Origin of the sequence: Blastococcus goldschmidtiae (assembly GCF_031845325.1) — a bacterium.
GTDB classification, from domain to species: domain Bacteria; phylum Actinomycetota; class Actinomycetes; order Mycobacteriales; family Geodermatophilaceae; genus Blastococcus; species Blastococcus goldschmidtiae.
Map to the genome: position 1 here is coordinate 15,253 of NZ_JAVREI010000019.1, position 14,479 is coordinate 29,731.

The 14,479-nt window shown below is 75.5% G+C and carries 17 protein-coding genes; 10 read left to right on the top strand and 7 right to left on the bottom strand.

The window, feature by feature from the left end:
- Nucleotides 1-38: 38 nt before the first annotated feature.
- The gene (locus tag RM425_RS19240) at nucleotides 39-944 is read left to right on the top strand and encodes a potassium channel family protein (protein WP_311346838.1); all 906 of its coding nucleotides are present in this window, start codon (nucleotides 39-41) and stop codon (nucleotides 942-944) included.
- Here the strand turns inward: RM425_RS19240 and RM425_RS19245 are convergent.
- Nucleotides 920-2,149, bottom strand: a complete 1,230-nt coding sequence (locus tag RM425_RS19245) for a cation:proton antiporter domain-containing protein (protein ID WP_311346839.1) — start codon at nucleotides 2,147-2,149, stop codon at nucleotides 920-922. The two genes, RM425_RS19240 and RM425_RS19245, sit on opposite strands and share 25 nt — an antisense overlap.
- Before the next feature lie 29 nt (nucleotides 2,150-2,178).
- Nucleotides 2,179-2,853, bottom strand: a complete 675-nt coding sequence (locus tag RM425_RS19250) for a hypothetical protein (protein WP_311346840.1) — start codon at nucleotides 2,851-2,853, stop codon at nucleotides 2,179-2,181.
- Nucleotides 2,854-2,997: 144 nt separating this feature from the next.
- Between RM425_RS19250 and RM425_RS19255 the strand changes: the two genes are divergently transcribed.
- The 8 genes from RM425_RS19255 (at nucleotide 2,998) to RM425_RS19290 (ending at nucleotide 10,974) form a co-directional block, all read left to right on the top strand.
- Entirely contained in the window at nucleotides 2,998-3,423 is a 426-nt protein-coding gene (locus tag RM425_RS19255; RefSeq protein ID WP_311346841.1) for a YciI family protein, read from the top strand.
- Entirely contained in the window at nucleotides 3,420-4,730 is a 1,311-nt protein-coding gene (locus RM425_RS19260; protein WP_311346842.1) for an RNA polymerase sigma factor, read from the top strand. The genes RM425_RS19255 and RM425_RS19260 overlap by 4 nt, the downstream gene beginning before the upstream one ends.
- Before the next feature lie 145 nt (nucleotides 4,731-4,875).
- Nucleotides 4,876-5,898, top strand: a complete 1,023-nt coding sequence (locus RM425_RS19265; RefSeq protein WP_311346843.1) for an iron ABC transporter substrate-binding protein — start codon at nucleotides 4,876-4,878, stop codon at nucleotides 5,896-5,898.
- 104 nt (nucleotides 5,899-6,002) lie between these two features.
- Nucleotides 6,003-7,505 carry an ABC transporter permease gene (locus RM425_RS19270; RefSeq protein ID WP_311346844.1) on the top strand — a complete coding sequence of 501 codons (1,503 nt, stop codon included), beginning with the start codon at nucleotides 6,003-6,005 and terminating at the stop codon, nucleotides 7,503-7,505.
- Nucleotides 7,502-8,584 (top strand): ABC transporter ATP-binding protein, encoded by a 1,083-nt coding sequence (locus RM425_RS19275; RefSeq protein WP_311346845.1) that lies wholly within the window; start codon nucleotides 7,502-7,504, stop codon nucleotides 8,582-8,584. Before RM425_RS19270 ends, RM425_RS19275 begins: the two co-directional genes overlap by 4 nt.
- A gap of 61 nt (nucleotides 8,585-8,645) precedes the next feature.
- Nucleotides 8,646-9,446, top strand: coding sequence for an aldolase (locus RM425_RS19280; protein ID WP_311346846.1), 801 nt, complete (start codon nucleotides 8,646-8,648; stop codon nucleotides 9,444-9,446).
- The gene (locus tag RM425_RS19285) at nucleotides 9,443-10,294 is read left to right on the top strand and encodes an NAD-dependent epimerase/dehydratase family protein (protein WP_311346847.1); all 852 of its coding nucleotides are present in this window, start codon (nucleotides 9,443-9,445) and stop codon (nucleotides 10,292-10,294) included. The genes RM425_RS19280 and RM425_RS19285 overlap by 4 nt, the downstream gene beginning before the upstream one ends.
- Nucleotides 10,291-10,974, top strand: coding sequence for a glycosyltransferase (locus tag RM425_RS19290; protein WP_311346848.1), 684 nt, complete (start codon nucleotides 10,291-10,293; stop codon nucleotides 10,972-10,974). Before RM425_RS19285 ends, RM425_RS19290 begins: the two co-directional genes overlap by 4 nt.
- 9 nt (nucleotides 10,975-10,983) lie before the next feature.
- On the opposite strand, the gene RM425_RS19295 is transcribed toward RM425_RS19290, so the two are convergent.
- The 5 genes from RM425_RS19295 to RM425_RS19315 all read right to left on the bottom strand — a co-directional run bounded on the left by RM425_RS19295 (nucleotide 10,984) and on the right by RM425_RS19315 (nucleotide 14,076).
- Nucleotides 10,984-12,450, bottom strand: coding sequence for a glycosyltransferase family 39 protein (locus tag RM425_RS19295; RefSeq protein ID WP_311346849.1), 1,467 nt, complete (start codon nucleotides 12,448-12,450; stop codon nucleotides 10,984-10,986).
- Between the two features lie 54 nt (nucleotides 12,451-12,504).
- On the bottom strand, nucleotides 12,505-12,987 hold the full coding sequence (locus RM425_RS19300) for an SRPBCC family protein (protein ID WP_311346850.1): 483 nt from the start codon (nucleotides 12,985-12,987) through the stop codon (nucleotides 12,505-12,507).
- 116 nt (nucleotides 12,988-13,103) lie between these two features.
- Nucleotides 13,104-13,409 carry a hypothetical protein gene (locus RM425_RS19305; RefSeq protein ID WP_311346851.1) on the bottom strand — a complete coding sequence of 102 codons (306 nt, stop codon included), beginning with the start codon at nucleotides 13,407-13,409 and terminating at the stop codon, nucleotides 13,104-13,106.
- Nucleotides 13,406-13,870, bottom strand: coding sequence for a GNAT family N-acetyltransferase (locus RM425_RS19310; RefSeq protein WP_311346852.1), 465 nt, complete (start codon nucleotides 13,868-13,870; stop codon nucleotides 13,406-13,408). Before RM425_RS19310 ends, RM425_RS19305 begins: the two co-directional genes overlap by 4 nt.
- Before the next feature lie 11 nt (nucleotides 13,871-13,881).
- Complete coding sequence (locus RM425_RS19315) at nucleotides 13,882-14,076, bottom strand: hypothetical protein (RefSeq protein WP_311346853.1); 195 nt, start codon at nucleotides 14,074-14,076, stop codon at nucleotides 13,882-13,884.
- Nucleotides 14,077-14,241: 165 nt separating this feature from the next.
- Here RM425_RS19315 and RM425_RS19320 point away from each other — a divergent pair, with 165 nt between their 5' ends.
- Nucleotides 14,242-14,472, top strand: coding sequence for a hypothetical protein (locus RM425_RS19320; RefSeq protein ID WP_311346854.1), 231 nt, complete (start codon nucleotides 14,242-14,244; stop codon nucleotides 14,470-14,472).
- The last annotated feature ends 7 nt before the right edge of the window (nucleotides 14,473-14,479 follow it).

The window sequence follows — 14,479 nt, forward strand, 5'->3', positions numbered from 1 at the left end:
TCCGGCCGGATCACCCCTCCTTTGGCAGGGTGATCGGAATGGTGTTGCTGGACTGGTCGATCACCGCGCTGGGCGTCCTCGTCGTCCTCGTCGCGCTGCGGGACATCTTCCACACGTTGTGGCACCCCAGTGGACGAGGCTCGATCAGCTCGTGGGTGATGGGGACCGTGTGGCGGCTGGGCCGGCGGCGCCGGGAGCGCGGCGCCGGGGGCGTCCTCACCGGGCCCACCGCCCTGCTGCTGGTGATCGTCGTCTGGATCACGCTGCTGGTGGGCGGCGGCGCCCTCGTCTACGCACCGCACATCCCCGAGGGGTTCGTCTTCCAGAGCGGCCTGGACGTCAGCGAGCGCAGCGACGTCCTGGACGCGGTGTACCTGTCCACGGTCACCCTGGCGACGCTCGGCTTCGGTGACATCGTGCCGGCCAGCGGCTGGCTGCGGGTCGCGATGCCGGTGCAGGCGCTCGTCGGCTTCGCGCTCCTGACCGCCTCGGTCACCTGGGTCCTGCAGGTCTACCCGGCGCTGACCCGGCGGCGGGCGCTGGCCGTGCGGCTGGCGCTGCTGCGCGCGGTCCCGCGCGAGGAGCTGCTGCACGACCCGCACTCCTCCGCGGCCGCGCCGCTCCTCACCGACCTCGCGGTCGCGCTCGCGCAGGCGCGGGTCGACCACACCCAGTACATGGAGACCTTCTACTTCCGCGACGGGAGCGAGGAGGCGTCGCTGCCCGCGATGCTCGGCGTCGCCTCGGACCTGGCGGCCGCCGGGCGGACCGCGCCGCGCACCGACGTCCGGACCGCCGCGGTGCTCCTGAGCAGGGCGCTCGACGACCTGGCCGTCGTCGTCGACGCGCAGTTCCTGCACGTCGGTGGCAGCACCGACGACGTCCTGGCCGCCTACGCCCGGACCCACCACTACACAGGTCAGGACCGGTCGCCGGCCTCCTGACGCTCGACCGCGCGGCGGTAGAGGACCCGCCCGGGGGACGCGGTGACGCCGTGCACCAGCGTGCTGGCCGCCACCACCATCGTGCCCGCCGCCAGCACGACGGGGTCGATGCTGCCCAGCCGCTCCGCCTCCATCGCCAGGTAGAACAGCGCGGAGACGCCGATCGGGCCGAACCACCCCAGGTGGACGGCGTCGGGCACCCCCAGCCCGAGCGGCCGGCGCAGCAGGAGCAGCACCGGGAGCCGGCGGAGCAGCAGGACGGCCACGGCCAGCGCGGGGCCCTGCCAGCCGAGCTCCGCCCAGGCGGACCAGGGCAGGGCCGCCCCGATGCCGATGAACAGCGGCACCACGAGGAACCGGTTGATCGCCTCGTCGATCGGCACGTCGGTCGTCCGGTCCGACCCGGTGGCCACCAGGTTGAAGGCGAGCCCGCCCACGAACACCGCGAGGATGCCGTCCACGTGGATGAGCCCGGAGAGGCCGAGGACGGCGAAGGCGAGGACGACGGTGAACAGCGCCTGGGGGCCCGGGTCGGTGGCGCCGTGGTGCTCGCCGTAGCGCAGCGCCCTGGCGCCGAGCCACCCGAGCGCGGCACCGACGGCGATCGCACCGAGCACCGCCCACAGCGACTCCAGGACGGCGTCGGTCCCGCTCAGGGGACCGGCCACCGCCACGGCGACCAGGACGAGCGGCAGGGCGAGCCCGTCGTTGGCCCCCGACTCGAGGGACAGGATCTGCCGGTCCCGGGCGGGCAGGTCCTCCTCCGCCGGCGTGCCGGTGACGACGTTCGACGCCAGCACCGGGTCGGTGGGACACAGGGCGGCACCCAGCAGTGCGGCCGCACCCACGCCGACGCCCAGCAGCGCCGCGGACAGCCCCGCGGTGATCAGCGCCATGGCGGGCATCACCACCGCCAGCAGCAGGAGGACCGGACGCAGCCGGGACCGCGCCTCGCCGAACGGGAAGCGCAGGGCGATGGCCATCACCGAGACCGCCAGCAGCAGCCGGGCCGCGGTGTGGACCCAGGTGTGGTCCTCGGTCAGCGGGGCCACCTCGAGCAGGTCCAGGAGCTCCGGGCCCAGGGCGATGCCCGCGAGCAGACCGACGAGGGGTTCGGAGATCGGCAGCCGCCGCAGCCGCGTGGACAGCGCCGCGATCCCGATGCCCAGGAGGCCGGCGACGACCAGCAGGAGGTCGATCATCATGCGACCGCCCTGCCCGGCGGCGTGCGGGATTATTCCGCCGGTCGCTCGGACGTGGGACGGTTCCGGTCCAGGAAGTACGCCCCCAGGGCCCCGGCCACCGTGGCGAAGACGGCCACCGAGTAGACCGCGAGCAGCACGTCGAGAACGCGCGCCGGACCGCTGTCGGCCGACAGCGGCTCACCGCTGACCGTCGCGAGCGCGGCGTCGTACAGAGCCACGGCGTAGTCGTCGTAGTCGCCCAGCACGTACAGCAGCTGGCTGGTGGCGAGGACGACGACGCCGGTGACCGCGGCCAGCCAGCCGATCCGTCCGGACAGGAGCCGGCCGGCCGACCGGGAGCCGCGGACGGCCGCGGAGAGGACCCCGCCCACCCGCGCGACCCGCGCCACCCGCAGGAACGCGAGCGCACGGAAGAACCGGAGGAAGGGCACGGCGAGGAAGATCAGCTGCCACCAGTTGCGGGTCCAGAACCGCCGCTTGTCCCGCGCGGACACCGCGCGGTAGGCGAACTCGGCGACGAAGACGGCCCACGCCAGCCAGCCGAGCACGGTCAGCGTGGTCACGAGCCAGGGTTCCCGGGCGAGTGACTGACCGAGCACGATCAGCACGAAGACGAGCCCGAGGACCCCCATCGGCTTGTCGAGCCGCCGGGCCAGTCCTTCGGCCTCGGGGGTCTCCTCGTGGACCGTCTGCTGCTTCTCCATGGGGTGCGCCTACCCCGCGGGAGCGCTTCGGCAAGTTTTTCCGTGGTCGTGTCGATTCCGGCGCGGCCCGATCGACGGAAAGGTGTGGCGGGGCCGCGCCGGTCGGGAGGACCGGCCTCCGCTCCACTGGACAGGAGAACTCCGATGCGCTTCATGGTGATCGTCAAGGCGACCGAGGACAGCGAGAAGGGCGTCATGCCCAGCCAGGACATGCTGGCGGCGATGGGCGCCTACAACGAGGAGCTGGTCAAGGCCGGCATCATGCTCGACGGCGACGGGCTGCGGCCCAGCTCGCACGGTGCGCGGATCCGGTTCGACGACACGGGCGAGACGACGGTGATCGACGGCCCGTTCGCCGAGACCAAGGAGCTCGTCTCGGGCTACTGGGTCTTCGAGGTGTCCTCCCGCGAGGAGGCGATCGAGTGGGCCCGCAAGGCACCCTTCCGCGGCGGCGAGCTGGAGATCCGTCCCTTCTCCGTCCCGGAGGACTTCGGCGAGGCGTTCACGCCCGAGCTGCAGGAGCGGGAGAACCAGCTGCGGGACACGCTCGGCGCCCAGCGCGAGGCGTGACCACCCCTCCGCCCCCGACGGCGTCGGCGACCGCGGACCTGCACCGCGTCGTCGACGCCGTCTGGCGCATGGAGTCCGCCCGCATCGTCGGCGCGCTGGCCCGGGTGACCGGCGACGTCGGGCTGGCCGAGGAGCTGGCGCAGGACGCGCTGGTCGCCGCGCTCGAGCAGTGGCCGGACACCGGCGTGCCCGCCAAGCCGGGTGCCTGGCTGATGGCCACCGCCAAGCACCGGGCCATCGACACCTTCCGCCGGGCGCAGAACCTGCAGCGCAAGACGCAGGAGCTGGGCCGCTCGCTGGTCCAGGACGAGAGCGCCGAGGAGGACTGGGCCGCCGCGCTGGACGAGGTCGTGGAGGACGACGTCCTGCGGCTGGTGTTCATCTCCTGCCACCCGGTGCTCTCCCGCGAGGCCCGGGTGGCGCTGACGCTGCGGCTGGTCGGCGGCCTGTCCACCGACGAGATCGCGCGGGCCTTCCTGGTGCCGGAGAAGACGCTGGCCCAGCGGGTGGTGCGGGCCAAGCGGACCCTCACCGCCGCCCGGGTGCCGTTCGAGATGCCCACCGGGACCGACTTCACCGCCCGGCTCTCCTCGGTGCTCGAGGTGCTCTACCTGATCTTCAACGAGGGGTACGCGGCGACCGCGGGGGAGGACCTGACCAGGCCCGCGCTCTGCCAGGAGGCGATGCGGCTCGGGCGCATCCTCGCCGGTCTCGTGCGGGGGGAGTCGGAGGTGCACGGCCTGGTCGCGCTGCTGCAGCTGCAGGCGTCGCGGTTGGCCGCCCGGATCGGCCCTGGCGGGGAGTCGGTGCTGCTCGCCGACCAGGACCGCGGCCGCTGGGACCGCGTGCTGATCACCCGGGGGCTGGCCGCGCTGGAGGAGGCGGAGCGGACGGCGCGGGACGCACTCGGCCCCTACGCCCTGCAGGCGGCCATCGCGGCCTGTCACGCGCGCGCCCGCAGCGTCGAGGAGACCGACTGGGCGCGGATCGCCGGGGCCTACGAGGCGCTGGCGGCACTCTCGCCGTCGCCGGTGATCGAGCTCAACCGTGCCGTCGCTGTCTCGCGCGCCTACGGCCCGGCAGCCGGCCTCGAGCTGGCCGACGCGCTGCTCGGTGTCCCGGCGCTGAGCAGCTACCACCTCCTGCCCGCGGTCCGCGGCGACCTGCTCCACTCGCTGGGGCGCGACGCGGAGGCCCGGACCGAGTTCGAGCGGGCCGCCGGGCTCACCCGCAACGAACGGGAACGGGCGCTGCTGCTGGGCCGGGCCGCCGACTGCGGCGGGTCCGCCGGGCTCCCGACGCCCTGACGCGACGGCCGTCCCGGCGCTGCCGTGGTGCCCCGCTGCGGCGTGGAGGGGCCCCGGGCGCCGGCGGTTGCACGGGCACGTCATGCTTAGGTGTGCCTTGCCATACCGACAGGGTGCCGGGCCCGATGCAGGAGGACTTCCACACGTGACCAGGCCGCGCCGGGCGCTCCCCGCTCTGCTGACCTCCGCCACCATCCTGTCCGCGCTCGCCGCCTGCGGGAACTCGCAGGCGTCGGACGCCGAGACGCTCACCGTGTACAGCGCCCAGCACGAGAGCCTGGTCCGGACGATGCTCGAGGGCTTCACCGACGAGACCGGCATCGAGCTGGAGTTCCGTGACGCCAACGATTCCGAGCTGGCCAACCAGATCGTGCAGGAGGGCGACTCCTCGCCGGCGGACGTGTTCCTCACCGAGAACAGCCCGGCGATCGACGTCGTCGACCAGGCGGGGCTGCTGGCGCCCATCGACCCGCAGACCCTGGAGCAGGTCGAGGCGGCCTACCGGCCCGAGTCGGGCAACTGGACCGGGTTCGCCGCCCGGTCGACCGCGCTGATCCACAACCCGGACGAGATCGCCGAGGACGAGCTGCCCGCCTCGATGCTCGACCTCGCCGACCCGGAGTGGGAGGGCCGGGTCGCCATCGCGGCCGGCGGCGCCGACTTCCAGGCGATCGTCAGCGCAGTCCTGGCGCTGGAGGGCGAGGAGGCCACCCGCGAGTGGCTCACCGGCCTGGAGCGCAACGCCGAGATCTACGCGAGCAACACCGCGATCATGAAGGCCGTCGACGAGGGCGAGGTCCCGGTCGGCATCACGTACCACTACTACTGGTTCCGCGACCAGGCGCAGGACGGCCTGGTCGGTGACGACGCCGAACTGCACTACTTCCGCAACCAGGACCCCGGCGCCTTCGTCAGCGTCTCCGGTGCCGGTGTGCTCGCCTCCTCCGACCAGAAGGACGACGCCCAGCGCCTCGTCGAGTGGCTGACCGGGACCGAGGCGCAGGAGCGGCTGGCCGAGAGCAGCGCCCTCGAGTACGCCGTGGGGGTCGGGGTCGACTCCGCCGACGCCCTCCCGCCGCTGTCCGAGCTGCAGGCACCCGACGTCGACCCCGGCTCGCTGGACGCCGAACGGGTCACCGAACTGATGCAGGAAGCCGGACTGCTCTGAGCACACCCACGCTGCCTCTCCCGGGCCCCGGGGCGCCGATCGTCCCGGCGGCCCGGGGTCCTCGGCCGTCCCAGGAGCAGGGGCGCCGGCTGCGCCGGTCCCCGGTGACCCTGGCGCTGGCACTGGCCGTCGCGGCGCTCGCGCTGCTCCCGCTGGGCTACATCGCCTGGTACTCGGCCGACCTCGGCTGGTCGGGCATCCGCGAGCTGGTCCTGCGTCCCCGCGTCGGTGAGCTGCTGTGGAACACCGTCCGCCTCGTGCTGGGGACCGTGCTGTGCTGCGGGGTGCTCGGGGTGGGCGCCGCCTGGCTGGTCGAGCGCTCGTCGGTGCCGGCCCGCCGGACGTGGCACGTCCTGCTCGTCGCGCCGCTGGCCGTGCCGGCGTTCGTGAACAGCTACGCGTGGATCTCGCTGCTGCCCGGGCTGGACACCTATGCCGGCGCGCTGCTGGTCGTGACGCTCTCCTACTTCCCCTTCGTCTACCTGCCGGTCGTCGCCGCCTTCCGCGGGCTGGACCCGGCCCTCGAGGACACCGCCCGCGGCCTGGGGCTCTCCACGTGGGCGGTCTTCCGCCGGGTACAGCTGCCCCAGCTGCGGGTCGCACTGCTGGGCGGCAGCCTGCTGGTGGCCCTGCACGTCCTCGCCGAGTTCGGCGCGCTGCAGATGCTGCGCTACCCGACCTTCACCACCGCGATCTACGACCAGTACCGGGCCACCTTCAACGGCCCGGGCGCGACCATGCTGGCCGGCGTCCTGGTGGTGCTGTGCCTGGTGCTGCTGCTGGCGGAGATCCGGCTGCGCGGGCGGCGTAGCTACGCGCGCAGCGGTCGTGGTGCGCCGCGCCCGCTGCGGCCGATCGCGCTCGGACGGCTCACCGCGCCGGCGTTGCTCGCGCTCGGGGCACTGGCCGCGCTGGCCGTGGCGGTCCCGCTCTGGAGCCTGGGCTACTGGATGGCGCGCGGTGCCTCCTCCGCGCTCGACTGGGCGGACCTCACCTCCACGACGTCGACCACGCTGGCGCTGGCCGCGGCCGCGGCGGCGATCACCACCGCGATGGCGCTGCCCACCGGCTGGCTGGCGGTGCGGGCCCGCGGGCGGACCGCGACGCTGCTCGAGCGCAGCACCTACCTGGGCAGCTCCGTGCCCGGCATCGTCGTCGCCCTCGCCCTGGTGACGGTGAGCATCCGGGTCACCCCGTGGCTGTACCAGACCGTGCCGGTGCTCCTGGCCGCCTACGCGATCCTCTTCCTGCCGCGGGCCATCGTGACCGTCCGCTCGGCCGTCGAGCAGGCCCCGCCCCTGTTCGACGACGTCGGGGCGTCGCTCGGCGCCTCGGCTCCCGACCGCCTCCGTCGCATCACCCTGCCCCTGCTGGCTCCCGGCATCGGCGCCGGCGCCGCGCTGGTCTTCCTCGCCGTCGTCACCGAGCTGACCGCCACCCTGCTGCTAGCGCCCACGGGAACGCGCACGCTGGCCACCGCGTTCTGGGCGGCGAGCAGCGCCGTGGAGTACGGCGCGGCGGCCCCCTACGCCGTGGTCATGGTGCTGCTCTCGGTGCCCGCCACCGTCCTGCTGTCCCGAGACGCCCGACGAGGTCTGACCCCATGAGCTCCCTGACCGTGACCGGCCTGGCGAAGTCCTACGCCGTCGGCGTCCCCGTGCTCGGCGGGGTGGACCTGCACGTGCCCAGCGGCAGCTTCACCGCGCTGCTGGGCCCGTCGGGCTGCGGGAAGACGACCCTGCTGCGGCTCATCGCCGGGTTCGAGGACCCCGACGCCGGCACCGTCGTGGTGGGGGACCGGCTGGTGGCCGGCGGCCCGGGGCGCAGCGTCCCCGCACGCCGGCGCGGCATCGGCTTCGTGCCGCAGGAGGGCGGGCTGTTCCCGCACCTCACCGTGGCCGGCAACATCAGCTTCGGGCTGCCCCGGCGCCAACGGCGCGAGGGCAGCCGGGTGCGCGAGCTGCTCGCCCTCGTCGGTCTGGACGGCGCGCTCGCCGACCGGTCGCCGCACCAGCTCTCCGGCGGCCAGCAGCAGCGGGTGGCGCTCGCCCGGGCCCTGGCGCCCGAGCCGTCACTGGTGCTGCTCGACGAGCCGTTCTCCTCGCTCGACGCGACGCTGCGGGAGGAGACCCGGCTCGCCGTCTCGGCCGCGCTGGAGGCGACCGGCGCCACCGCGGTGCTGGTCACCCACGACCAGGCCGAGGCGCTGTCGATGGCCGACCAGGTCGCGGTGCTGCGGCACGGGCGCCTGGTGCAGCTGACCGACCCCCGCACCCTCTACCGCAGCCCGCAGGACCTCGACGTGGCGGCGTTCGTGGGGGAGGCCGTCGTCCTCGATGCCGAGGTGCGGAGCGGCACGGCGCACTGCGCGCTCGGGGCGGTCCCGGTCGAGGGCGGGTACCCGGACGGGCGGGCGCGGGTGCTGCTGCGACCCGAGCAGCTGCGCCTGTCGGACCCGTCGGCGGCGCCGGGGGCGGTCGTGGCGCGGATCGGCGGTGTGGACTTCTTCGGCCACGACGCCCGGGTCCGGCTGGTCCTCCCCGAGGCGGGCACGGTGAGCGCGCGGCTGGTCGGGGCGGACCTGCCCGCGCCCGGCGAGGAGGTCGCCGTGACGGTCCGCGGCCCGGCCCAGGCCTTCCCGCCGGCGGCGACCGGCGAGCTGCCACGGCCGGTCGTTCCGGCCTGAGCGGCCCGTCCCCGGCACGGCGGCGCACCGGCCCGGCTTAGGCCAACCTAAGCTCACCCGCGTGGACCTCTTTCTCTTCTCCGTCGATCCCCAGTGGGGCGGCGAGGTCGTCGCCGCAGGAGCGGCCGGGATCATCGTGGACTGGGAACGGCGGGGCAAGGAACGGCGGCAGCTGGGCGAGGGCACCCAGATCAGCACCGACACCCCCGAGGACCTGACGCGGATGCGGTCGGCCACCGACGGCCGGCTCATCTGCCGGCTCAACGGCTACGGACCCTGGACCGCGGAGGAGGTCGAGGACGCCGTCGCCCGCGGCGCGGACGAGTTGCTGCTGCCGATGGTGCGCACGGCGGAGTCGGTGGACCGGACCCTCGACATGGTCGCGGGGCGGTGCGGCCTGGGCGTGCTGATCGAGACCCAGGACGCCGTCGACGCGGCCGCCGCCATCGCGAGCCGGCCGCTGTCCCGGGTCTACATCGGCCTCAACGACCTGCGCATCGACCGCCGCTCCGACCAGCTGTTCCGGCCCCTGGTCGACGGCACCGCCGACGCCGTCCGCGCCACGGTCTCCCAGCCCTTCGGCGTCGGCGGGCTGACGCTGCCCGGCGGGGGCTTCCCGGTGCCCAGCGAGGTGCTCGCCGCCGAGCTCGTCCGGCTGCGCACCGACTTCACCTTCCTGCGCCGGTCCTTCATCGCCGACATGCAGGGCCGCGACCCGGAGGTGGAGGTCCCACGGCTGCTCGGGTACCTGGACGACGTGCGGCGCGCCGACCCGGCCGTGGCCGAGGCGAACCGGCAGCGGCTCCTGGCGGTCACCCGGCCGGCCGTCGCGGCGCCGGTCGGGGCGGGCTCCCCGGCGTGAGGGCGGTCGTCACCGGGGGCGGCGGCTTCGTCGGCCGTCACCTGGTGGACCGGCTGCGGAGAGAGGGCTGGGACGTCGTACCGCTGGGTCGCGGCCAGGTGGACCTGGCCGATCCGGTGGCGGCGTCGGCCGCCGTGCGCGCGGCCGACCCGGACGTCGTGTTCTCCCTCGCCGCGGGGCGTGCGAAGGCGACGGCCGGGGAGCGGGCGGCCACCGTCGCGGTCAACACCAGCCCGTGGCTGGTGGACGCCCTGCCCGACCGGTGCCGCACCGTCGTCCGGCTGGGGTCGTCCACCGAGTACGCCGCCTCCGCCGCGCCGCTCACCGAGCAGGCCGCCCTGGAGCCGCGGGGCTTCTTCGGCGCGACGAAGGCCGCGGGCTCCCTGCTCCTGCAGGCGGCGGCTGCCGAGCGCGGGGTCCGGGCGGCGGTGCTGCGCGCCTTCCAGGTCTACGGCCCCGGGGACCACCCGACCCGGCTGGTCCCCGTCGTCCTCGAGGCGGCGCGCACCGGCGGGACCGTGGCCCTGCCCCCGCACGTCAGCCGGCGGGACTGGGTGTGGGTGGGCGACGTCGTCGAGGCCTGCCTCCGCGCCGCCGGGCAGGAGGACCTGCCGCCGGGCGTCGTGCTCAACATCGGCACGGGGGTGCAGACCAGCACCGAGGAGCTGGTCGAGACCGCCTCCCGGGTCACGGGCCGGCCGATCGCCACCGCCCCCGGCGCCCATCCGGGCCGGCACTGGGACACCGCGGACTGGGTCTGCGACCCGTCCGCGGCACGCCGGCTGCTCGGTTGGGCGCCCACGGTCGACCTGGCCGGGGGGCTCGCCCGCACCTGGGCGGAGTCGTGACGCCACGGATCGCCGTCGTCGTGCCGGTGTACGGCAACGCGGCGACGCTGGACCCGCTGGCCCGGCGGGTGGCCGCGGCGCTGGAGGGGCGGGACTGGCGGCTGCGGCTGGTCATCGACGCCTCGCCCGACGACAGCGCGGCCGTCGCCGGGGCCCTGGCGGCGCGGGACCGGCGGATCTCGGTCAGCGGTCTCACCGTCAACGGTGGCCAGCACGCGGCGATCGCCCACGGGCTGGCCGCCGAACCGGACGCCGATGTGTGGGCCTGCCTCGACGCGGACCTGCAGGACCCGCCCGAGGCCCTGCCGCTGCTGCTCGACCGCCTCGCCCGGGGCGACGTCTCGGCGGTCTTCGCCGGGCGCCGGGGCCGTTACGAGTCCGCGGCCCGGCGGCTCACCGGCGGCCTGCACCGGTGGGTGGCGGCGCGGCTCACCGGGCTGCCGGCCGACGCCGGCGCCTTCCTGGCGATGGATCCGGCGGTGCGCGAGGCCGTCGTCACCGCGGTGCGCGACGAGGGCGCGCCCAGCGTCGTCCTCGCCGTGGCCCGGGCCGGTCGCCCGGCGGTCAGCGTCCCCGTGGAGCGGGACCTCCGCACCGAGGGCCGGTCCGCCTGGACCGGCCGTGCGCGGCTGCGCCAGTCGCTGCGCTCGCTGAGCTGGGCGCTGCGGTTCCGCCGCTGAGCCGGTCGCTCAGCCGGCGTCCTCCCAGCGCTGCAGCACCAGGCGGGTCTGCGTGCCGCGGAAGGTCCGCTCCTCGACCAGCCGGAGGCCGGCGGCCCGCAGGATGTCGTCGTCGTCGGTGGGCACGGGCACCCCGTCGATCAGCCGCCGGACCAGCCACACCCGGTCGGCGTCGGTCGGCGCGTCGTCCGGCGGCAGCACCACGTCGGCCCGCAGCCGCGGGGCAAGGGTGCGCACGTAGTGGTCCAGCCCGATGGCCGCGCGCTGGTCGGCAGCCACCACCGGCTCACCGGCGACCTGGAGCTCGGCGAGCGTGCGGACCAGGTCGTCGGCGCGCTCCCGGGGCGCGCGGTCGGCGAGGGACACGCTGCTGAGCAGGGCGCAGGCCAGGAGCAGCCCGGCCAGCGGTGCCCGGGCACCGCGCGGCGCCGCCATCGCACCCGCGGCGGCCAGGACGCCGAGCCCGAGCAGGCCGGCGAGGAGGTAGCGCGGGTGGTAGACCGGCCGGAGGAACTCGGCCCCCACCAGGAGCAGCAGGGGCACGCAGGTCCACGCCAGCCCGAGCACCCGCAGCTCCCGACCCCGGCGGCCGCCGCCCCGCACCGCGCCGATCACCGCCAGCCCCACGGCGAGGACGAGCAGCGGCGTCCGCCCTCCGGCCCACGCCTCGATGGCGTAGCCGACCAGCCGGCCGTCGGTGTCGTCCAGGTGCTCGGCGTTGCGCGACCCGGTGCCGTTGAGCACGTTCAGCCCGACCAGCAGGCACGCCGGCAGGGCGGCGGCCGCGCCGATGAGGACCACCGGCAGGGCGCGGCGCCCGCGCAGCACCGCCGCGGCGACGACGAACGCCGCGAGGACCGTGACCGCGTACCAGTGGCCCAGCCCCATGCCGGCGCCCGCGAGGCCGAAGAGCACCAGCCCCCGGGGCGGGTCCTGGAGCCAGCGCACGAGGCCGAGCGCGGTCGCCCCGGTCGCGAGGACGGTCAGCCCGTAGCTGCGGGCCTCGACCGAGTGCACGACGAGCAGCGGGCCGGCGGCCAGGAGCAGCCCGGTGAGGACGCCGGTCGCCGCCCCGCCGAGCCGGGTGACGGCCCGGGTGATGAGGGCCAGGCCGCCGGCGGCCGCCAGGAGCGAGAGGACCCGGAGCGAGGTGTCACCGCCCAGACCCGGCACGGACATCCAGGCGTGCACCACCACGTAGTACGGCGCGTTGTACGACGGCGGGACGCCCTCGAGGTAGCTGGTCACCCCCTCGCCGCGCACGATCGCCGTCAGGATGTCCCCGAGCGGCAGCCGGCCGACCTCCGCGGTGAACAGCTCGTCGAACCAGAGCCCGTGCCCCGGGAGCAGCAGCAGGACGCCGAGCGCCACCATGAGCGCGGGCGGGAGGAGCTCCACCGGGGACCAGCGGGTCGGCCGGCCCCCGTCGATCGATGCGGGCGTCGCGGGGGCGAGGTCCTCCCGGGTCGCCGTCACGCCCCGAGGTTAGGCGACGACCGGCCGGCGCCCGGGCAGCACGGGGCGGTCGTCTCAGGCGGGAGGCGGGCCGGCGGCGGCGCCCAGCCGCTCCAGCGTCGTCCGCATGCCCTCGCGCAGTGCGGCCTTCCGGTCGCCGGCGCGGAAGACCCGCTCGATCACGAACCACCCGACCCGGGTGACCGGGCGCTCGACGTCGTAGCTCTCGGTCACCCGGGTGCCGCCCGCCACGGGTTCGAAGCGGTAGCGCCACAGGATCGTGCCGGCGAAGGGTTCGGTGCGGGCGAAGGCGAACTCGCGGCCGGGGTCCGCGGTGCGCACCACCGGGCGGTTCTTCCACGTCCTGCCCTCCGGGGTGGTGTTCACCGCCTCGAAGCGGGCACCCGCGGCCGGGCCCGTCGCGCCCCCGAGCCATCGGCAGCGGACGACGTCGGGACTGAACTCGGGGGTGCGCGTGACGTCCGCGACCAGGTCGTAGACCTGCTCGGGCGGGGCGGGGACGACGAGGCTCACCTCGTCGTGCTCGAGGACCTGCACGGCGACTCCTCGGGGTGCGGTGCCGGTGCGGCGAACCGTCTTCCCCCTGGAGGGTGCGAGCCGTGTTCGTCCCGGTCAAGGGGATCGCACCCGGCGCCCGACACCGGGTAGGGCGGTCACGGCAGGCGCGCGGCCAGGACCCGGGCGACATCGAGGGCGGTCGGGTGCACGGGGCCGTCGGCGGCGGCCGCCCGCAGCCATGCCGCCAGCGGAGCGGCGAGCGCGGGGGAGAGGGCGGTGATCCAGCACGCCGACGCCGCCCGGGCCTCGGCCACGTGCTCGGTGCCGCCGTCGGGACCGTGCGCGACGACCTCCGGCCGGGAGGCCAGCAGCCCGGCCGGCCGCCAGTCGCCCGCCGTCGTCCGGGCCGCCAGGCCCTCGAGCCGGTCGGCCACCGACCGCAGCAGCTCGGCGTCGGTCACCGGGCGTCCGGCTCGCGGCGCATCGGCACGTGCGGGATGCCGTCCTCGTCGTAGCCCGGACCGCTGCGCCGGAAGCCGAAGCGCTCGTACCAGCCCTCCAGGTGCGCCTGGGCGCCGAGGGTGAGCGGGACGGCGCCGTGGTCGGCGATGCCCTGCTCGATCAGGCGGGCGGCCAGCCCCGCGCCGCGGAAGGCCGGTGCGGTCACCACCCGGCCGATCGCCTTGGTGGCCCCGTTCTCCAGCACCCGGATGGTGGCCGCGACCTCGCCGTCGGCCTCGAACCACAGGTGCTCGGTCGAGGGCTCGAGGTCCCGGCCGTCCAGCTCGGGATAGGGGCACTGCTGCTCCACGACGAAGACGTCGACCCGCAGCCGGCACAGCCGGTACACCTCGAACGGGGACAGGTCGGCGAACCGGGCCCGGCGCAGCCGTGGCGCAGCATCACGTGGAGCGTTGGACATCCGGCCATCCTTCAGGGTCCCGCGCCGAGCCTGCGAGGCGTGGGGGGAAGGGTGGTCCTTCCTCGGCTGCGGTTGCCGTACCGCCGCACGGTCAGCGGCCCGAGCACCGCCACGAGCAGCGCCGACCAGAGCAGCACCATGCCGACGTCGCCGGCCATGGCCTCCCCGTGCATCAGGCCGCGCACCGCCGTCACCAGGATCGTCACTGCGCCTCCTGTGCTCGTGCGCCGGCCGCCAGGCCGCACGGGAGCTCGGACGGAGGAGGGCGGGACAACTCATCGGCCGGGGCGGCAGGTGTCCGGCGGGTGACGGGATGCCGAACGGTGGGCCGCGTGCGCGCATGACCCGCGCGGCGTGGGTAGTGCGAGGCCATGTCGATGTGGACGCCGATGGAGCCGAACCTGGGAAAGCCCGACGAGGGCATCCCCGCCGCCGATCCGGGAGCCGGTGCGCCGCCGCCCGCCGAGGGGTTCGGCGTCGGCGGGGAGGAGCCCGACCGCCCCGAGGACACGTCGTCGGACGAGGCGGGGGAGGGCGTCGCCGGATCGTCGGAGGACCCGCCGTTCCGGACGCCGGACCCCGACGAGGTCGGACCGGCCTGAGCCGCGG